This window comes from Ignavibacteriota bacterium (assembly GCA_016707525.1).
Taxonomy (GTDB): Bacteria; Bacteroidota; Ignavibacteria; order UBA10030; family UBA6906; genus JAGDMK01.
Window position 1 is genome coordinate 14305 of the sequence record JADJHP010000006.1, and the last position, 20381, is coordinate 34685.

17 protein-coding genes and 1 tRNA gene are annotated in these 20381 nt (G+C 62.1%); all 18 read left to right on the plus strand.

Annotated elements, in window-relative coordinates; translation table 11 throughout:
- Positions 1-138 precede the first annotated feature (138 nt).
- The 18 genes from IPI01_10585 to IPI01_10670 all read left to right on the plus strand — a co-directional run bounded on the left by IPI01_10585 (position 139) and on the right by IPI01_10670 (position 20286).
- Positions 139-2544, plus strand: a complete 2406-nt coding sequence (locus tag IPI01_10585) for a PAS domain S-box protein (protein MBK7258223.1) — start codon at positions 139-141, stop codon at positions 2542-2544.
- Positions 2545-2567: 23 nt separating this feature from the next.
- Positions 2568-2894: an EamA family transporter gene (locus tag IPI01_10590; GenBank protein ID MBK7258224.1), complete on the plus strand. Its 327-nt coding sequence runs from the start codon at positions 2568-2570 to the stop codon at positions 2892-2894.
- A gap of 69 nt (positions 2895-2963) precedes the next feature.
- Positions 2964-4160 carry an aminopeptidase P family protein gene (locus IPI01_10595; GenBank protein ID MBK7258225.1) on the plus strand — a complete coding sequence of 399 codons (1197 nt, stop codon included), beginning with the start codon at positions 2964-2966 and terminating at the stop codon, positions 4158-4160.
- Positions 4161-4170: 10 nt separating this feature from the next.
- Positions 4171-5073 (plus strand): glycyl-radical enzyme activating protein, encoded by a 903-nt coding sequence (locus IPI01_10600; protein ID MBK7258226.1) that lies wholly within the window; start codon positions 4171-4173, stop codon positions 5071-5073.
- 4 nt (positions 5074-5077) lie between these two features.
- On the plus strand, positions 5078-7435 hold the full coding sequence (locus IPI01_10605; GenBank protein MBK7258227.1) for a glycyl radical protein: 2358 nt from the start codon (positions 5078-5080) through the stop codon (positions 7433-7435).
- Between the two features lie 131 nt (positions 7436-7566).
- Complete coding sequence (locus IPI01_10610; GenBank protein ID MBK7258228.1) at positions 7567-8382, plus strand: tetratricopeptide repeat protein; 816 nt, start codon at positions 7567-7569, stop codon at positions 8380-8382.
- A 15-nt stretch (positions 8383-8397) separates the two neighbouring features.
- Positions 8398-8472 (plus strand) — tRNA-Val (locus tag IPI01_10615).
- A 35-nt stretch (positions 8473-8507) separates the two neighbouring features.
- Complete coding sequence (locus IPI01_10620; GenBank protein ID MBK7258229.1) at positions 8508-8972, plus strand: DUF4920 domain-containing protein; 465 nt, start codon at positions 8508-8510, stop codon at positions 8970-8972.
- A gap of 26 nt (positions 8973-8998) precedes the next feature.
- Positions 8999-9571 carry a PepSY-associated TM helix domain-containing protein gene (locus IPI01_10625; protein ID MBK7258230.1) on the plus strand — a complete coding sequence of 191 codons (573 nt, stop codon included), beginning with the start codon at positions 8999-9001 and terminating at the stop codon, positions 9569-9571.
- Positions 9572-9843: 272 nt separating this feature from the next.
- A complete protein-coding gene (locus IPI01_10630) occupies positions 9844-11343 on the plus strand; it encodes a tetratricopeptide repeat protein (GenBank protein ID MBK7258231.1) in 1500 nt (499 codons plus the stop codon).
- A 262-nt stretch (positions 11344-11605) separates the two neighbouring features.
- Positions 11606-12211: a methyltransferase domain-containing protein gene (locus IPI01_10635; protein MBK7258232.1), complete on the plus strand. Its 606-nt coding sequence runs from the start codon at positions 11606-11608 to the stop codon at positions 12209-12211.
- Positions 12208-12963, plus strand: a complete 756-nt coding sequence (locus IPI01_10640) for a class I SAM-dependent methyltransferase (GenBank protein MBK7258233.1) — start codon at positions 12208-12210, stop codon at positions 12961-12963. The genes IPI01_10635 and IPI01_10640 overlap by 4 nt, the downstream gene beginning before the upstream one ends.
- Complete coding sequence (locus IPI01_10645; protein MBK7258234.1) at positions 12953-13312, plus strand: hypothetical protein; 360 nt, start codon at positions 12953-12955, stop codon at positions 13310-13312. The genes IPI01_10640 and IPI01_10645 overlap by 11 nt, the downstream gene beginning before the upstream one ends.
- 124 nt (positions 13313-13436) lie before the next feature.
- Positions 13437-14573, plus strand: a complete 1137-nt coding sequence (locus IPI01_10650) for a hypothetical protein (GenBank protein ID MBK7258235.1) — start codon at positions 13437-13439, stop codon at positions 14571-14573.
- A 292-nt stretch (positions 14574-14865) separates the two neighbouring features.
- The gene (locus IPI01_10655; protein MBK7258236.1) at positions 14866-15693 is read left to right on the plus strand and encodes a glycosyltransferase family 4 protein; all 828 of its coding nucleotides are present in this window, start codon (positions 14866-14868) and stop codon (positions 15691-15693) included.
- Positions 15690-16775: a class I SAM-dependent methyltransferase gene (locus IPI01_10660; GenBank protein ID MBK7258237.1), complete on the plus strand. Its 1086-nt coding sequence runs from the start codon at positions 15690-15692 to the stop codon at positions 16773-16775. The genes IPI01_10655 and IPI01_10660 overlap by 4 nt, the downstream gene beginning before the upstream one ends.
- A complete protein-coding gene (locus IPI01_10665) occupies positions 16672-18825 on the plus strand; it encodes a glycosyltransferase (protein ID MBK7258238.1) in 2154 nt (717 codons plus the stop codon). The genes IPI01_10660 and IPI01_10665 overlap by 104 nt, the downstream gene beginning before the upstream one ends.
- Before the next feature lie 18 nt (positions 18826-18843).
- A complete protein-coding gene (locus IPI01_10670; GenBank protein MBK7258239.1) occupies positions 18844-20286 on the plus strand; it encodes a glycosyltransferase in 1443 nt (480 codons plus the stop codon).
- Positions 20287-20381 lie beyond the last annotated feature (95 nt).

Consider the following 20381-nt stretch of genomic DNA (forward strand, 5'->3'; position numbering starts at 1 on the left):
CAAGTGGCGCTCTCGAGGTCTGAAGTGGCCGCACTATTTCCGGGATGTGTTCGCTGACAGGTGCGCTGACAGGTGCCGCGCGGTAAGTGGCAAGAGTGGTGTGGATTTTCTATCTTCCATGCAACGATCGGAGGGGGTGTGGAGAAGTACCTTCCCGGGGGGCCCCAGTCACCAGGGCTCCTCTCTCGCAGAAATCTCTACGTCGCGGTCATCATGGGCGGATTGGGGCTGCTCACCATCCTGCTCGGACTGCACTTCCGCATTCCCGCCACAAGGATCCTCACCGATCCGCGTGAGATCTTTGTCACGATCGGTGCCGCCCTGACCGGACCTGTCGGCGGGTCGATCGTCGGAGCCATGTCCAGCCTTGCTGACGATCCGGCCCTGCGCGTGTACATCCTCACATCGCACCTCGTTGGCTGTCTGTGGATCGGTTGGACCTACGGGCGGTTCGTCTACCCACGGCGCCACATCGTCAGCTATCTCCTTGCCTGGAACATCGTCCTCTTCGTCTATTATTATGCGTGTGCGCTGCCGTCACTGCTCACCGTCTGGTTCTTCTATCCGGATATCTTCCTGCGGGCCTTTCCTGTCGAGACGACTCTGTCGGGTGCGATATGGGCGATGTATGATGGTTTTCTTATGGAGTACGGCCTCACGGCACTGACCACAACGGTGGTGTTCCTGGTCTTGCCCGAGGTCTTCCGGCGTCCGCTCTGGTCCTACCATGCCCGGCAGCCGCTGCCGCCGACGGAAACCGGCCATGAGGTGCGCCGGATCCTGGGCCTCCGTCTCACCATCTGGTTCGTCCTCTTCTCGCTGCTCCCCCTTGCCATCGCTGCGCTCTTCGTGCGGGGCAATCTTCGCACGATGCTCATGGAACAACGCGCGCTCGGGGAAATGGAGTTGGTCCGGCATTGCACGCGCGCGTTCCCCACGGATAGTGCCGGGATCGATGCATGGGACCTGCCGCAGTCCCTCATGGTGCCCGATACGGCATGGGCCGTGCTGGACACCAGCGACCGGTGCGTGTCCGCGGGCGACCGTTCGCGGATCCACCGACCGGCAAGCGAGCACCTGGCCGTGACCGTCCTCTGGGAGACACGCACAAAGGATGAGGGCTTCATCGAAGATGTGAGTACCGATCGCCTCGTGCTGTACAAACAGATCCCCGGCCGGCCGCTCCGCTTCGTCCTGGTGCGGTCGATCGATGACACCTATGCGGCCATCCGTGCGTTCGAGCAGGTGTCCGTGAGCCGGTTCGCAGCGGTCCTCGCGGTCATCACCGTGATCGCCGGCGTCGCCATATGGCTGATCATCGGTGCGCCGATGCGTACACTCGCGCTTGCGGTGCAGAGGTTCGGCAGGGGCGACAGGAATGTGCGCGTCGACACCCGCTTCATGACGGATGAGATCCAGATCCTCGGCCGGTCGATCAATGAGATGACCGAGAATATCGGCATCCTGCACGCCGGGCTCGAGCAGGAGATCCGGGAACGCCGGACCGCGGAGCACGCGTTGCGGGCGAGCGAGCACAAATTCCATCAGATGGCAGAGCTGCTCCCTCAGCCGGTCTTCGAGGCCGACGTCAACGGCCGCATCACCTTTGCCAACCGCTCCTCGTACACGACATTCGGCTACGGACCCGAGCATCTCTCTGCCGGGATCACGCTCTTCGATGTGGTTTCCCCGGATGAACAGGAACGCGCCCGCGTGAACTTCCACCGGGTGGTCAACGGTGAACAACAAGCGGGTGTGGAGTACATGATGCGCCGCGTCGATGGTGTCGTCTTCCCCGCTCTCGTCCATACGGGCGTTGTTCAGGGCGAGCATGGTCCCATCGGCCTCCGCGGGATCGTCGTGGATATCACGGAGCAGAAGCGCGTTGCCGAGGTGCTTCAGCGGGCACTCGATGAGAAAGAGGTCCTCCTCAAGGAGGTCCACCACCGCGTCAAGAACAACCTGCAGATCATCTCGAGCCTCCTCAGCCTGCAGGCGGATGCGCTCAACGATCCCCGCGACCACGCCCTCTTCAAGGAGAGTGAAGGGCGCGTCCGCTCCATGGCACTCATCCATGAACGTCTGTACAAATCCGCCGATCTCGCACGCGTGGACTTCCGCGAGTACGTGGATTCGCTGGTCACGACCCTCTTCTTCTCGTATCAACGGTCCGGCGTGAACCCGGTGGTGGATATCTGTGATGCACGGCTACCGTTGGATACGGCGATCCCCTGCGGATTGATCATCAATGAACTGGTGAGCAATGCGCTGAAGCATGCATTCCCCGACGGCCGTACGGGGAGCGTGGCGATCGGGATGCAGGATATGGGGAATGGTACGCTGCGTCTCGAGGTCCGCGACGATGGGATCGGCCTGCAGGAAGATCTCGAGCCCGATACCGCGAAGACCCTCGGGCTGAACCTGGTGAGTATCCTCACCCGCCAACTCCAGGGGGTCTTGAAGGTTGAACGCGACGGCGGCAGCCGTTTTTCCATCACGTTCGTGAGCCTGGTCGATACACCCGTCATCAGCGACAGGGGCTGACCAGCCAGAGAAAGGGTCTGTGCATGGGGTATGTTCTTCTGTTCATTGCCGTTCTGCTGAACACCGCGGCGAATCTGCTGTTCAAACACGCCGCTGCGTTACCGGAGTGGACCAAGCAGAAGGGGGGGCTCTTCCTGCTTGCCCTGGCACTCGGTCTGGGGAACACCCTCCTCTATATTAAGGCCCTTGAGAAGCTCGATCTGGGGATCGCGTACCCCCTGTTGAGCGCGAGCAGTATCGTCCTGCTCGCGGGCCTTTCTGTTCTCTTCTTCAAGGAAGCCCTCTCGCTCCAGAAGATCCTCGCGTTGTGCACCATCTGCGTCGGGATGTTGATGCTCTGGCGGGCCTGACCGGGTCCCGCACCTCCGGACCCCGGCATCCTGCCATTGATTCCTGCATTATATAACGTATCTTTAAGTATGGATCACCATCTTATCCGCGAAAAAGCGGCCCAGGCTTCCTCCCTTGTGCCGGGAACCGGGGCTGATTGTTGGATCACGTACGTCCGTGAGTCATCACTCAATGGCGACCCGATCCTTCCGTACATCGTAGGGTGTGACCTCACCTGGCACAGCGCGTTTCTGTTCGGCGCCGACGGTTCGCGGGTCGCCATCGTCGGGCGGTACGACCGTCAGATGGTCGTGGATACCGGGGCGTACGACCGGGTTGAGGTCTATGACACCGGAGTGCGTGCCCCCCTTCTTGCCGAGCTACGCCGGCTTGCGCCCCGGCGGGTGGCGTTGAACTTCTCGGTGGATTCCGAGATCTGTGACGGACTCACGCATGGGATGTATCTGGACCTCGTCGATATCTTCCGCATGGCGGAATGCGCGGGAGAGATCGTCGGCGCTGAACCGATCATCGCGGCGTTACGGCAACGCAAGACCGGTGTGGAGATCGCGCGCATGAAGGAGGCGATCCGCCACACCCTCGAGATCTTCGCACTCACATCCGGACAGATCCGCCCCGGGGCCACCGAGGCGGGGATCGCATCGTTCGTCCAGGCGGAAGTGGAGCGGCGCGGGCTCGGCTTTGCATGGGACCGCGGCACATGTCCGTCGGTCTTCACCGGGCCCGACACGGCCGGCGCTCATTATGGCCCTACCGGACGGCAGGTGCAGCCGGGGCATGTGGTCAATATGGACTTTGGTGTTCGCGTCGATGGATACGTCTCCGATATTCAGCGCTCCTGGTACGTCCTGCGCGAAGGGGAGACATCTCCTCCGCAGGCTGTGCAGCACGGGTTCGCCACGATCCGCGCATCCATCGAGGCAGCGCGGAACGAGATCCGGCCAGGCGCACAAGGGGTGAACGCAGATGCCGCCGCGCGCGCCGTTCTTGCGACCGCGGGGTTCGCGGAGTTCCCGCATGGCCTCGGCCACCAGGTGGGACGTATGGCGCATGATGGACTGGCGTTGCTTGGCCCGCCCTGGGAGAAATACGGAAAGAAGCCGTTCGTGCCGCTTGAGGAGGGGATGGTGTTCACGATCGAACCGCGCCTGACCGTTCCGGGCCATGGCGTAGTGACGATCGAAGAGATGGTGGTGGTGACGGCCAGCGGGGCCGAGTATCTCTCGGACCCGCAAACGGAACTCCATGTGCTTCCCGGGTGGTAAGCAGGTCGCAATGACAGGGACGATCTTCAATATCATGCGGTTCGCGGTGAACGACGGCCCGGGCATACGGACGACGGTCTTCTTCAAGGGATGTCCGCTTGCGTGCACCTGGTGCCACAATCCGGAGGGATTGAACCGCGCGCATGAAGTGGCCTACCGGACCGAACGGTGTGCCCATTGTGGTGCGTGCATCGAGGCATGTCCGGAACACGCGCTCTCGGAGGCATCGGGTGGTGTGCAGCGTGCGCAGGATCTCTGCGTGGCGTGCGGCACATGTGCCGGAGCCTGTGTCACCGGTGCACGCGAATTGATGGGCCGGGAGATCACGGTCGCAGAACTCCTGACGGAAGTCCTGAAAGACCGCGTGTTCTACGATGAATCGGGAGGCGGCGTCACATTCTCCGGCGGTGAACCGCTGCTTCAATATGAGTTCCTGACCGGGGCGCTGGCGGCGTGCAGGAAAGCGGACCTGCGGACGGCCGTGGAGACCACGGGATTCGCGGCATGGGAAAAGGTCCATGCCCTGGTCCCACTGACGGACCTCTTTCTGTACGATGTGAAGTTGATGGATGCGGAGCGGCATCGGCAGTTCACCGGTGTCTCGAATGTACGTATCCTGGAGAACCTGCGGGACCTCGCCGCGACCAGTGCCCGGGTGACCGTACGCGTGCCGCTGGTCCCGGGCGTGAATGACGACGAAGAGAATATCCGTGCGATAGCACGGTACGTTGCGGACCTGGGGACGGTGTCGTCGATCCATCTCCTGCCATTCCATGCCGGAGCCTCCGGCAAGTATCATGCGCTGGGGATGGCGTATGCGATGGAGGGCATGCGGTCGCCCGCACAGGACCGGGTACAGACACTTGCATCATTGATCACAGCGCACGGTGTTGCCGTGCACATCGGAGGATGAAGCCATGACGGAGCGGGTCCGCGCGTTGCGCGAACAGAGCGTGTCTATCCAGCCGTATCTCTCAGCCGAACGGGCACTCCTGGTCACGGAAGCGTCACGGGTGTCGGGTGTGCACTCCGCCCCGGTAGCCCGCGCGATGATCTTCGCGCATCTGCTCGAACACAAGACGGTCTGTATCAACGACGGTGAACTGATCGTCGGCGAGCGCGGACCGGCGCCGAGGGCCACGCCGACCTATCCGGAGATCTGCTGCCACTCGATGCAGGACCTGGATATCCTTCATGCCCGTCCGAAGATCCCGTATGCGGTGAGCGACGAGGTACGCGCTGCCTACCGCGACACGCTGATCCCGTTCTGGCGCGGCCGGACGATACGCGAAAAGTTGTTCGCGGAAATGACGCCCGCCTGGCTCGCAACGTACGAGGCCGGTGTCTTCACGGAGTTCATGGAGCAGCGTGCGCCGGGGCATACGGTGCTCGACAAGAAGATCTATCATCGCGGGCTGCTGGAGACCATCCGTGAGATCGACCGGACGATCGCCGCGCTGGATTTCCTGAACGACCCGTCGGCATATGCCAGACAGGAAGAGTTGCGCGGGATGAAGATCAGTGCCGCGGCGGTGATCCGGTATGCGGAACGGCACGCCGAAGCGCTCGAGGCACAGGCAGCGGCATGTGGCGACGCGGTCAGGAAGCAGGAGCTGCTGCAGGTGGCGGCGATCTGCCGCCGGGTGCCCGCGCACGCACCGGCGACGTTCCACGAAGCGTTGCAGATGTACTGGTTCATTCATCTCGGCGTGGTGACGGAGTTGAACCCGTGGGATTCGTTCAATCCCGGCCGACTGGACCAGCACCTGCTCCCGTTCTATCTTGCCGAAAAGCAGCAGGGAACGCTCACGGATGATGCTGCCCGGGAGCTGCTCGGTTGCCTCTGGGTGAAGTTCAGCAATCAGCCGGCCCCGCCGAAGGTGGGCGTCACGGCGGCGGAAAGCGCGACCTACACGGATTTTGCGAACATCAATTGCGGCGGCCTGCGCACCGATGGTTCCGACGGGGTGAATGAGGTGACGTATATCGTTCTGGATGTCATCGATGAGATGCGTCTCGTCCAGCCCAGTTCGAATATCCAGGTGAGCCGCAAGAATCCCGATGCGTTCATCAAGCGTGCATTGCATATCATCCGGAAGGGGTGGGGACAGCCTTCGATCTTCAATGCGGACACCGTCATTGAAGAGATGCTGCGGCAGGGGAAGACGATCGAAGATGCGCGTGATGGCGGGACCAGCGGGTGCGTGGAGACCGGTGCCTTCGGCAAGGAAAGCTATATCCTCACCGGCTATTTCAATTTCCCGAAGGTCTTTGAGATCACGTTGCACGGCGGGGTGGACCCGCGGACGGGGAAGATGATCGGCGTGCCGACGGGTGACCCCCGCACGTTCACGACCATGGACGAGATGATCGGCGCCTACCGCACGCAGTTGCGTCACTTCATCGATATCAAGATGCGTGGCAACAATGTCATCGAACGGCTCTATGCCGTGTATGTGCCCACGCCGTTCCTGTCGATCCTGATCGACGACTGCATCGCGCGCGGGAAGGATTATTCGGACGGTGGGGCGCGGTACAACACGAACTACATCCAGGGTGTCGGCATCGGCACGCTTGCGGATTGCTTCGCGGCGATGCATACCCATGTCTTCGAGAGCCGTACCGTGCCGATGGAGGAGATGCTCACCGCGCTCAAGGATGACTTTGTGGGCCACGACCGGTTGCGTGCCCTCATGGTGAACCGGACACCGAAATACGGGAATGATGATGAGCGGGCCGATGCGTTCATGCGCGACGGATTCGAACTCTTCTACGATGCAGTGAATGGCCGTCCGAATACGAAGGGTGGGGTCTACCGCATCCAGATGCTGCCCACCACATGCCATGTGTATTTCGGTTCGGTGACAGGCGCACTGCCGGATGGCCGCAAGGCCGGCGTCCCGTTGTCCGAGGGTATCTCGCCCGTCCAGGGAGCCGACAGGAATGGGCCGACCGCTGTGCTGCGGTCGGCGGCAAAGATGGATCATGTCCGTACCGGCGGTACGTTGCTGAACCAGAAGTTCACTCCCGAGTTGGTGGAAGGCGAGAAAGGGATCGATCACCTGACACGGCTGGTCCGCTCGTACTTCACCATGGGCGGACACCACATCCAGTTCAATATCGTGGATGCGGCGACGCTCCGGCGGGCGCAGGAGCATCCGGAAGAGCACCGCGACCTGATCGTACGGGTGGCCGGCTACAGCGACTATTTCTGCGATCTCGGCAAGGCGTTGCAGGACGAGATCATCGAGCGGACGGAGCATCAGTCGTTCTAGCGGAGAATGGGCGTCAGAGACGCGCCCGGGGCGGCCATGCCGGGGTCGGACCGCCCACGGTTTGTGAGTGAGTCTCCGGTATCGTATATTAATATGCTATCGTCGTTGTTCGTTGTCCATCGATCGGATGTATGAGCCACGAAATTCAGGATTTTGAATCAGAGGTCATAGAGCGAAGCCGTACCGTCCCCGTCCTTGTGGATTTTTGGGCGGAATGGTGCGGCCCGTGCAAGGCGCTCGGCCCCGTGTTGGAACGTTTGGCGGAGAACGCGGGAGGGCGGTGGGTCCTTGCGAAAGTGGACACCGATCGGCATCAGCAGATCGCAGCACGGTTCGGTATCCGCGGCATCCCGAATGTGAAACTGTTCATTGATGGCGCGCCCGTGAATGAATTCACCGGTGCATTGCCCGAGCAGGCCGTGGTCCAGTGGCTGAACAAGGCCCTGCCCGATCCGCTGGCGGGTGAGATCGTTCACGCCGAACAGGCCATCGCCGCGGGGAATGCGGATGAGGCCAGACCGGTCCTGGAGGCCGTGCTGCAGAAGGAGCCCGGACACGAGCATGCACGTGTGCTGCTGGCGCGGACGTTGCTGGAGATCCATCCGGACAGAGCGCTGGAGCTTGTGCGGGGGCTCGAAGAAGATTCAAAGGAATTCCCGATGGTGGATGCCATCAGGACCGTTGCCGGGTTGACGGAAAAGCTGGCGGGTGCGGAGGCCCTCCCCGGGGGGACGGCGAAACAGACATACGGTGAGGGGTTGCAGGCCCTGGCCCGGTTCGATCATGAGCAGGCGTTGCAGCACTTCATCGCTGTGATCAGGGCAGATCGGTATTATGATGACGATGGTGCGCGGAAGGCGTGCGTGGCCATCTTCAAGATGCTGGGTGAGGAGCATGAGATCACCCGGACGTACAGGCGGGAGTTCAGCAGCGCGTTGAATGTGTGATGCAGGGGATCATCGGGACGCTTAGCTCAGCTGGTTCAGAGCGTCGCCCTTACAAGGCGAAGGTCGTAGGTTCGAACCCTACAGCGTCCACTCAGGTTCACGTTCATCCAATCAAGGAGGGAAGTATGAAGTCTGTGTTGACGATCGCGTGCGTACTGGCTCTGACCGCCTCGCTGGCGTTTGCGGGGAACCCGAAGAATTATGGAAAGACCCTGACACTGAAAGAGGTCACCAGGGTATCGGAGATCCTCGCCAATCCCGAGAAGTTCAACGGCAAGCGGGTACGTGTGCAGGGTGCGGTCGTCGATGTCTGTTCGAAGCGCGGGTGCTGGATCCGGCTCGCCAGTGACAAGGAGTATGAGAGCATCGTGTTCAAGGTCGAGGACGGCGTCATCGTGTTCCCGATGGATGCCAAGGGGAAGACCGCCGTTGCTGAAGGTGTCATCTCTGCGAAGACCTACACGGTGGAACAGTTGATCGAGCAGGGCAAGCATCAGGCCGAAGAGACCGGGAAACCGTTCGATCCGTCGACCGTCAAAGGTCCGAAGACCGTCGTCCGCATCATGGGTGAAGGAGCATCGATACAGTAGTGTCCGTGCCCCCGTCCGTGAGTCCTGTGCGCCCGCCCCGCTTCAAATGGAGGAAATGGAACAACATCCTCCACCGCGACATCGGGTATATCATCGTTGGCCTGACGCTCGTGTATGGTGTGTCCGGCATTGCGGTGAACCATACTGCTGATTGGAATCCCAATTACACCGTCGAGCGGGAGGGCCGTGAGATCGGGCCGCTCGATGGCGGGACCCGGGAAGAGTTGATCGCGGTCGCCCGTGAGCGGCTCGGCCTTGACGATGAACCGAAGAACGTGTTCCGTCCGGACCCTGAAACGCTCCAATTGTTCTACGACCGGATGACCTATGCGATCGACATTCCTACAGGGAAGGTGATCGTCGAGTCGGTCCGGCCACGCCAGGTGTTGTTCGAGTTCAACCAGCTTCATCTGAATGCACCGAAGAAGGCGTGGACCTACATCGCTGATGCGTATGCATTGAGCCTCATCATCGTGGCGATCACGGGGATGTTCGTCCTCAAGGGGAAGACCGGGATCACGGGAAGAGGGGCGTGGTTTGTTTCGGTCGGTGTCCTGATTCCGGTCGGATACTGGCTCCTCCATCTTTACGTCTTCTGACACCTTTTTCGGCTGCGATGTGAAATGGGCCCGTTCACGCACACCCTGCGTAGACGGGCTTTTTCCTGCGTATTCCCCTCTCCGGGCCACCACTTTTCAACCGCATGGTCAATATTCTCCACCACCCACCGGCGACCGGCCCTGCTAATCCCTTGAAAATGCATGATTTGACCAAACCATGCATGTGTACGTACAGTGTTCATGCTGGCACACCCGTTGCATAGGAGGATGTGAACCCCGAGTAGAGGATTTTCCACGCAGGAGGTGAGGTCATGTCGATGTTCAGGAAGTCCGGCGAAAGCGCAGCCACTCTCATGGCCGCTCCTCCCGTGCAGGGGACGGCGGCATCGCTCTCCGCAGAGCACCGTGCAGCACTGGCCTATCGGCGTGGTGACAAAGATGCAGCGTTGGAGCTGTACCGCGATGCGGCGCGTCAGGCCCCGGCAGATGCCGGTGTCCAGAAAGCCCTCGCGGACTTCTACCTTGTCGGGCTCAACCGGCCGGACGAAGCCTATTCGGCGTACCAGCATGTCCTGGACCTTACCCCGCATGACCCGGCGGTGCTGCAGATCCTCGGGAACATCTGTGCATCATCGCAAAAGTTCGGAGAGGCGCGCCGGTATTTCTCGACACTCGCAGACGTGCAGCCGTCCAATCCCATTGCACAGAAGGCGTTGAGCGCCTTGCCGCCCGAAGGCGGCCTGGCGGTCACCCCCGATGCGTTCCGCGCCATGATCGAGGAGGCGCAGCGGTCGATGAACACCAGCAACGGCATTGGGGTCGAAGACGCGCTGGACAAACTCATGCAGTTCAAGTCGCGCAACGTGAAGTCTGCAGCGGCGGCGCCGGTCCTGACATATGAAGAGATCTGCACGATCGCTTCGCAGGGGAAAGACGATGAAGCGATCGCCGGATTGGAACAGTTCGTGGCGGCGCATCCCCGCGATGGCCGCGCCCACAACGATCTTGGTGTGTTATATTACCGGGCTGGTTCGGCAGCGAAGGCCCTGGAGGAATACCGTACGGCGGTCGAGTGCGAGCCACGGGAGATCATCTATCGCAAGAATCTGGCCGACCTGACATATATCGAGTTGCGTGATCCGGAGGCCGCTCTCCGGCATTACGTGGAGATCCTGACCATCTCCCCGCGTGACGCCGAAACATTGCTGGCGCTCGCGCAGGTGTGCGTGGACCTTCAGAAGGACAATGATGCTTTGGTGTTCCTTGATACGTTGCTGGGCAATGAGCCATGGAACACCCAGGCGCGCGAGATGCGGAGCGCACTCCAGGTGCGGCAGACGTTGCCGGGTGGCACACAGCCGGGGTTGAACGCCCTGGATGCTGCAGGTGCAGCGCTCGCGTCGGGTCGCAGGGATGAAGCCATCCGTCTTCTCGAACAGCATGTGCAGACGTCTCCGCAGGATGCCTCCGCACGGAACGATCTCGGCGTGCTCTACTACCAGAGCGGTCGCGTCGCAGATGCGGGCGTGCAGTATGAAGAGGCGGTCCGTCTTGACCCGGGGAACGACATCTACGCTCAGAATCTCGCGGACTTCTGCGTCGTGGAGGCCGGACGGCCGGAGGACGCTCTCCGGATCTATGTCCGCATCCTGGAGAAGAAACCGCGCGATGTGGACACGCTCCTCGGGATCGGCCGGATCTGTGAAGTACTCGGCCGGGGCCAGGACGCAAAGGACTTCTATCGCAAGGCACTCGACGCGGAGCCGTGGAACACGGCAGCCCGCGATCAGTGGAATCGTCTCGGCGCCTGATCATACCGATCCTGCGTTCCAGTATCGCCTCCTTTCTGCCTGCGGTGGGATGGGCCGGGGGGAGGCGATGCTGCGTTTATTGACCTGCCGTCGATCCCGCTCATATGGCTGATAGTCGCCACCACCCTCCGCCCTTTCCTCCTGCTAATCCGTTTTCGATCCAAGATTTAGCGAATCTTCCTCCATTTACTGGCACTCGAATTGATGAAGACACGGAAGTGCCTCGCCCTTCCGGGCAAGGTCTACCACGACAGGAGTCTCGATGAGCGACACCATCGGCAGACGGTATTCGACCACACGGTTCGCGATGTACAACGCGTTGGAGGAATATATCCGTCGCGTCGGGCTCGGTGGCCGCGTGCTGATGGTCAGCGAAGGCACGGAACCGGCGATCCGCCGCATGTTCCCCGGGGACACGGCATTCACCGTGACGACGTATCCGCCCGTGGATGTTTCGGATCTGGGCATGTTTGCCGATGCCTCCTTTGACTGTGTGGTCACGGATCAGGTGCTGGAGCATGTGCGTCAACCATGGCGCGCACTCGCGGAACAACGGCGTGTGCTCGTGCCCGGTGGGGTCGCGATCAATACCAGCTGCTCCTTCAATCCGGTGCATGATACGTGCGACTACTTCCGCTTCATGCCCGATGGGTTCAGGGCGCTGCATGAGGACCTGGTCGGCCGTGTGGAGATGAGTGGATCGTGGGGAAACCGGGAGAGCATCGGCCGCTTTGTGACGGACGGGACAAAGAGTTTTGATGTCCGGGGCAACCAAGAACTGATAGGACGCGCCACATGCACCGAGGCCGCATGGCCCTGGGTGGTGTGGTGCGCCGCACGTATACCCGAGGGAGATGAATATCCATGAGCCCAGTACTCGACACCGGCATGCTGCACGAGCTGTATGAGAGGAAGGGAGCCTTTCCGATCGACGAGGACCTTCTCGGCCGCATCAACCCCTCGACACTGGGAGCGGAGACACTCCAGTTCCTGGGAATGCTTGTGCTGTGGAAGCAGCCGAAGCATATCTTCGAATTCGGCAGCGGTCTTTCCACCTTGTTCCTGTCCCGCTTGCAGCAGCGGCTCGGGACAACCACACCGTTCCCTATCATGTCCATCGACCATTCGCAGCGGTATCTGGGAGAAACCCGCCGTGCGCTCGGAGGATCATCAGATGTGCATCTCGTTCATGCTCCTCTGGCGGTCACCGAGTGCGCGGGCCGGGTCTTCACCACGTACCATCCGGCGTACACACGCGAGATCCCACATGACATACGTTTCGATCTCGTGCTCATCGACGGCCCGCCGGCATACCGGTACGGGCGCGAAGCGCCGCTGTATCACCTTGCCCCGTATCTCACGCAGGACGCGCTCATCGTCCTTGACGATGCCAACCGCGAACCCGAGCAGGAGGCCCTTGCAAACTGGCAGCGCACATGGCCAGAAGGATTCGCCATGGTCCAGTTCCCCGATCTCAAGAAAGGGCTGGCGGTCCTGAGGATCGGCGAGCCGGCCCGCGCCGTGCCCGCAGCGGTTCCAGGGGCGCAGGTGACAACAGACCTCGACCGTGTGATAACATTCCTGAAGACGGAAGGGGGCGTGTTCGCTGATGGTCGTTAGCGTCGGCATGCGGCTGCAGGAGGGCCCGTGGGGTGGAGGGAACCAGTTCGGTTCCTCCCTTGCGGCGTTCCTGCGCGCCCGGGGCATCCAGGTGATCTTCGATCTGCACCATCCCGCGATCGATGTGATCCTGCTGACCGAGCCGCGCGGCGACCTGCGCACGTCCGCATTCACCGATGATGACATTGCGTATTACCAGTCCCGTACCGGCCACCGCGCCGTGGTCATCCACCGCGTCAATGAGTGCGATGAACGGAAAGCCACAACGGCGTCGGGGGGGGGGGAAGGTGCGTGCCGCGGGGGCGGGGCGTACCGGGCGCAACAAAGCCCACGGGGGGGGGGGGGGTGAGCCTGTCTGGGGGACGGTTCTGACGTCCCTATGCTGACCGCATGTGCGGACAGTATCTCGATCTCTTTGTTACGCTTCTCAAGCAGCGCCAGGACTCCTTTGTGCACACTCTACCGGAGGCGGGATGATGGATGCCATGACCGCCATGCGGGGTGAACGGCTGCCGATGCGTACGTGGGTGCAGACTACTGTGGCCGATCTTCCGGGATTCATCGATCGGTTGCGCGTGTCCGACACCCCTGCACGCTATCTCCCCGCAACCGCGGGTGTACTCCCGACCGGGGCAGCGATCGGCCTGGGCTATACGGCCCTGGCGGTGAAGCTGCATGTCCTCCTCGGTACGTGGGAACGGATGACGGAGGGTGAGCGGGAAGCGCATGTGGGATCCATCCGCTCGTATCAGACCGAAGCCCCGTCGCCGGAAAGCTACTGGGGAAGCGGTGCATTCGTGGATGCCCCACTGGTCGACTCTCTCGTCCGGAGCACATCGCTTTCGCCGAGTCCGGTGCAACAGGTGAGTACCATACGCAACGCCGTTCGTGCCGAAAGCAAACAGGCGATCGCATCGCTCATCCAGGTCGGTGCCTCTCCGCGCTTCCGCTATACAGATCTTCCGGATTCCGTGGAGGGGGTACGGTTCTTCCTGGAGAGTTTCGACTGGCAAACACCATGGAGTGCCGGAGGTCAGGCCTCCGCGCTTGCGATGCTGCTGGCTTCAGGCCACGGCGCTGCGCCGCATGAAGCGGAAGCACAGCTCCTCGGGACCGTCCGCAGGTTCTTCCGGGCCCTGATGGATCCTACGACCGGTGCCTACTTCAGTGGGCCGAGGCCGGACCACGGACACCTGGTGAACGGGGCCATGAAGGTGCTGACCGCCCTGGATTGGCTCGGCGAACCCGTGCATGCACCGGAACGGTTGATCGATACATGCCTTGCTGCACTCCCCTCGCACGAAGGTTGCCACCTTGTGGATGCTGCCTATGTGCTGCACCAGTGCAGGCAGAGGACCGATCACCGCGCCACGGACGTGCGTGACTATGCCCGGGCGCTGCTGGAGATGATCAGGCTGCATCACAATCCGGACGGAGGTTTCTCGTACTGGATCGGGAAGAGCCAGACATCGTACTATGGCGTCCCGATCACGTCAGGCATGCCGGTTAGCGACATCCATGGAACCGTTTTGCTGACCTGGGCACTGGCCATGGTCCTCTTGCTGATCGGCGATGACCATGCACCGCTCCTGGGAATGATCCGACCGTGAAGGGACTATGACGACGCAGCTCCATACCGAAGTGCCATACTCGCGGCTCTACCTTGTGGGCGATAATGCCCCCTGGGTCCTGTCCGAAGAGGCGCGTTCCGTGCAGGCTGTTGCAGCCCGTCTCGGCATCCAGGCCGAGGTCGTTGCCGACGTGACGTCCATACGGCAACAGTGCATCTTCTTCATCAGCCGGTACGCCATGTTCCAAACGATCGAACACGACAGGGCCAACCGGCTTGCGTTCGCCTATTTCCATGGGACACCGGGCACCGGATACCCGGAATTCGACGACATGTTCCAGCGATTGTCGTTCTGGCATCCACGCATCAGCAGGGTGCATGTCAGCTACTCCGAGATGGAAGAAGTGATGGCGCGGACCGGGATGGACCGTGCGAAGATCCACCGCATACCGCTGGCGGTCGAGTTGGACCTGTTCCGGATGCGGACCTCCATCGACCGGGCGGGGTCGCGCGCAGCGCTCGGTATCCCCCGGGATGCGTTCGTGGTGGGTTCATTCCAGAAGGACGGGAATGGCTGGGGCGACGGGTTCGAGCCGAAACTCATCAAGGGCCCGGACATTTTCCTGAAGGCGATCGATGGTGTGCGCGACCGGATCCCCGGCCTCATGGTACTGCTCACGGGGCCGGCGCGGGGGTACATGAAGCGCGGCCTCGAACAGTTGCATGTGCCGTACAAGCATGTGCAGGTCGACAGATATCAGGATGTGGCAGCGTGCTATCACGCGATCGATGCCTATGTCGTGGCGTCGCGGCAGGAAGGTGGGCCCAAGGCCATCCTCGAATCGATGGCCTGCGGCGTGCCGCTGGTGACGACACGGGTCGGCCAGGCGATCGATCTGGTGCACCACGGGGTCAATGGATGGATGACCGCTCCTGAAGATGCGAACCATCTCGCCGCGGGCATTCTTGCGATCCACCATGATCCCCGCGCGTGGGAAACGATCGCCCTGAACGGACGCCTGACCGCCGAGGCGAACTCCTATGAACGGCAATCGTCGCTCTGGCACAGGTTCTTTGACGGGTTCGTTGTTCCCGTTCCGCGTCACGGAACGAGGATGATGGGGGGGAACATCCAGACCACCGAACGGAGGATGCCGTGAGTCCGCACCCTCAGCCCCGTCGTCAGGTCCGGAAGGTCGAACACGGCCGTCTCACATACTATCTGGAGGCGGCGACCGCGGAGTTCTGGGATCATCATTGGTCCGGCGCTCTCAACCGGCAGTCCTATGCGGAGGCCGAAGCCGGGCAGCTCGCATGGTTCGAAGAGCCGTTCACACGGTACCTGCCTGCAACCGGGACGATCCTGGAGGCAGGGTGTGGCATCGGTCAGTATGTGGTTGCGCTGCGGAGGCGCGGTTACAATGTGGTCGGTGTTGAATGGGCGGCGCGTACGGTCGAACATGTCCGGAGCATCTTCCCGGGGATCCCCGTAACGTCAGGCGACGTGACGGCACTCGATGTGCCGGACGGTGCCTACAGCGGATACGTCTCTCTCGGTGTGATGGAACACCGCCGTGAAGGTCCGGAGCCATTCCTCCGTGAGGCGCATCGCGTTCTGTCGCCCGGCGGTGTCGCCATGATCTCCGTGCCTCACTTTCATCCACTTCGCCGGCTGAAGGGGATGGTCGGCGCGTATGGCGGCGACGCATCGGACCTGGGGTTCTATCAATATGCATTCCGTGCCCAGGAGTTCGCCTGGTTCATCCGTGAAGCGGGGTTCGAGATCGTTGAAATGCGCGGCTACGATGGCATCAAGGGGGTGAAAGATGAACTGGGCTTCGTACGGTCGCTGCTCTCTCACCCGCGATACGGCATTGCCGTGCGCCGTTTCCTCGGATCGAGCAGCGTCGTCGAGAGGACATTCGGGCACATGATGTTGTTCGTTTGCCGCAAGCCACAGCCTGCCGCTACGCCATCCGGGCCTGAACAGCCTGCGCCACTCCGTGTGGAAACCCCTGTGACGTCCGGTGCGCACCTCGGGGTCTTCCTGACCCGGGGCATGTCGCTCGCCGCGTGGGATGAGGTCGGCATGCTGGAACGGGAAATGGCCCTCTATCGCCGGTTGTCTGTCCCGTGGAATGAAGGTCACGCTGGTAAGCTATGGCGGTTCCGAAGAGATGGCCTATGGTCCGAGGTTCCCGGGGATCAGCATATGCGCCAACACCGGCGGCTTGTCCCCTGAAGAGTATGAGCGATCCATCGAACACGTGCATGCAAGCGCTCTCTCCACGGTGCAGGTGTTCCGGTCCAACCAGACCAACGGCGCAGATGTCGCGTTGCGCGTTGCCCGGCACTTCGGACGCCCCATGGTCGCGCGCTGCGGATACCTCTGGTCGGCATTCGCTGGCCGCGAATCCGGCAACGATTCTGCCGCAGCACACCATGCCCGGGCGATCGAAGAGGCGGTATTCTCCGGAGCCGCCCGCATCGTGGTGACAACACCCACCATGGCGGCCGACGTTGCAGCCCGGTTGCCTCAGGTGGCTGGCAAGGTTTTGGTCACCCCGAACTACGTCGACACGGACCTGTTTGCCCCCTCCGGGGGAACCGAGAAGAAATGGGATCTGCTGTTCATCGGCCGGTTGAACGAGCAGAAGAACATTCCGTTGTTGCTCGACGTCGTGCATGCTCTCCCGATCCGTGCCGCGATCATCGGTCAGGGCCCCCTGGACGCCGCATTGCGCGCCCATCCCGCATCCGCCAGCGGCAAAGTTGATTGGCTCGGGCGCGTACCCTCGGAGCAGCTCCCCGGGTACATGCACCGCAGTAAGGTCTTCGTCCTGCCGTCGCACTTCGAAGGGCACCCGAAGGCTCTGCTCGAAGCGATGGCCGCGGGTATGCCGGTCGTCGGGACGGATGTCCCCGGTATCGCCGATGTGATACGCCATGAACAGACCGGCCTGCTGGCGGCGGCAGATACCGTCGCTCTTGCCACGGCGATCGTTCGCCTGTTGAGCGACGCTCCATTTGCGCGGAGGCTTGGTGAGGCGGCCCGGGCACACATCGTGGACGTGTGCGGCATCGGGAAGATCGTGGATCGTGAGGTGGCGTTCCTGAACGATATCGTGGCAGGACCCGGCAGTACAAATCTGGCAGTGAAGCCGCAGGAGAGCATCGAGCAAGGGTTGGACCGGCTGGACGAGTCGGCGTGCATCGATGCGATCGGAGGATATCTGGCACGCCGCGCCCGTGGCCTCCCTCCCGAAGATGGCCTCCGGCTGTTGTTCGGTGTCGAAGACCGGCTCTATCCGGTCGAGGGGGAGCTCGCCGTCCGCTATGGCGGCGGAGTGCACACGAAACACCGCCATATGAGATACCATGACTTCTTCGTGGACCGTGTGCACCGGGGTGAGAAGGTGCTGGATGTCGGCTGTGGCATCGGGGCTGTGGCACATGATGTGGCTGAGCGGAGCGGCGCAACGGTCACCGGGATCGATCTCAGCGAACAGAATATCGCCACCGCCCGTGCCCGCTATGCGCATGAGCGTGTCACCTACGTGGCAGGAGACGCGCTGCAGCTCCGCTCCACGGGCGCCGTGGATGTGATCATCCTGTCGAACGTGCTCGAACATATTGCCGGTCGTCCCGGGTTCCTCCGGGAATTGATACGGCTGTCGACGCCGCACCGGGTGCTCATCCGGGTGCCCTTGTTCGAACGCGACTGGCGGATCCCGTTGCGCAGGGAACTCGGTGTGGAATATCGGCTGGACCCGACGCACGAAACCGAGTATACATTGGAATCGTTCGCGGCGGAGATGCGCGAGGCCTGTCTGCGTGTCACACACCAGGAAGTGCGTTGGGGCGAGGTGTGGGCGGAATGTGAGCCGGTGGCGGCTGCCGTGGCCCCGCGCGTCAGTGTCGTGATGTCCACCTGCAACAACAGCGCATTCCTGCCGCTGGCCCTGGAAAGTATTGCGCAGCAAACGTTCAAGGATTTCGAATGGATCGTTGTGGATGATGGTTCGACGGATGATACCGCTGCGATCCTCGCCCGGTACGCCGATCCGCGCATGCGGTCGATCGTGCACACTGAACGGCAGGGGCTGACACGTTCGCTCAATGAGGCGATCGCGCAGTGCCGCGGTACCTACATCGCCCGGATGGACGGTGACGATGTGGCGCTGCCCGAGCGGTTGGCGAAGCAGGTCGCGTTCCTCGACACCCATCCCTCGATCGGCCTATTGGGAACAGGGTTCATGTACATCGACGGCAGCAATGCCGTGCAGGGGTAGAGCCGGTGTTCGCCACCGATGGCGAGATCAGGGCGGCCTGCTGGTGCGCACAACTGCTTCGGCCATGGGACCGTCATGGTGCGGCGCGACGTGCTGGAACGTGTGGGGGGATATGACGAGACATACCGGTTCGCTCAGGACTATGATCTCTGGCTCAGGATCGCGGAGCAGTGCGAGGTGGCGAACCTCTCGGAGTTCCTGTACTGCTGGCGCAAGAGCGGTTCGAGCGTCAGCGCGACCATGCCGGCGAACAGGAGCAGTATGCCGCCGGGCAAAGGCCTCGGCCATCACGCGGGGGATCCTCCCGGTTCCGGCCTCACACACGTTCACAACCGTGCAATCCGCCGCAGGAGTACCGGTATGATCGACCAGAGACATCCGGACTTCAAGAATACACCGGTTGCTCCGGGGCGCCCTGGGATGCACTACGCCCCCACCGATCCCGGAGCCGCACCGCAGGTGTCCATCGTGACGCCGTTCTTCAACACGGGGAGAGAGTTCGCCGAGACCGCGCACAGTGTGTTCGGGCAGTCGTTCCAGCAGTGGGAGTGGATCATCGTGAACGATGCGTCCACGGACCGCTCATCGCTGGCGATGCTCGACGGCTACCGGGGGCGCGACGAGCGTATCCGCGTGATCGACCATACGGAGAATCGCGGGCTGAGCGCTGCGCGCAATACCGGCTGGCGGGCGGCCCGGTCGGAGTACATCGTTCTGTTGGACAGCGATGACCTGCTCGAGCCGACCGCGGTGGAGAAGTGGTTCTGGCATCTTGCCACGTTCCCTGAACACGCGTTCGTGAAGGGATTCGGTGTCGGTTTCGGAGCACAGGAATACCTCTGGCAGCGGGGCTTCCACGAGAACGAGGCGTTCCTCGAAGAGAACATCGTGGATGCGACATCCATGATACGGCGTTCGGTCCTGGAGCAGGTCGGCGGGTTCGACGAATCGACACGGGGAGGGCTTGAAGATTGGGATCTCTGGCTGCACGCCTCCCTGGGATACTGGGGCAGCACGGTGCCGGAGTTCCTGAACTGGTACAGGCGGCGTGCGCAGCACACGGACCGCTGGTCGAACCTGGAAGTATCAGCCCGTGCGGCGTTCAGGGACGCCCTGCGCTCGCGATACCCGCATCTCTGGGAAGGCGGATTCCCCAGGATCACATCGGCAACCGTCGGTGCCTACGCTCCCATGCATGATGACTTCCCTGCGGCGAACCGGCTCGTGAAGCCCGGCCGCCGCCTGCTCATGATCGTTCCGTGGTTCGCCATGGGCGGGGCGGACAAGTTCAATGGTGATGTGATCGGCGAAGTGCGGCACAACGGGTGGGAGGTAACGGTTGCGAGCACGACGGAGGGAGACCATTCGTGGCTTGCCGAGTTCAGCCGCCTGACACCGGATATCTTCCCCTGGAGCACTTCCTCCGGTTGGCAGACTATCCGCGCTTCCTGGCGTACCTGATCGCCTCGCGCGACATCGACACGGTGATGGTCACGAATTCGGAACTCGGGTACAAGCTTGTCCCGTACCTGCGTTCAGGTTCCCCGGGTGAGCGT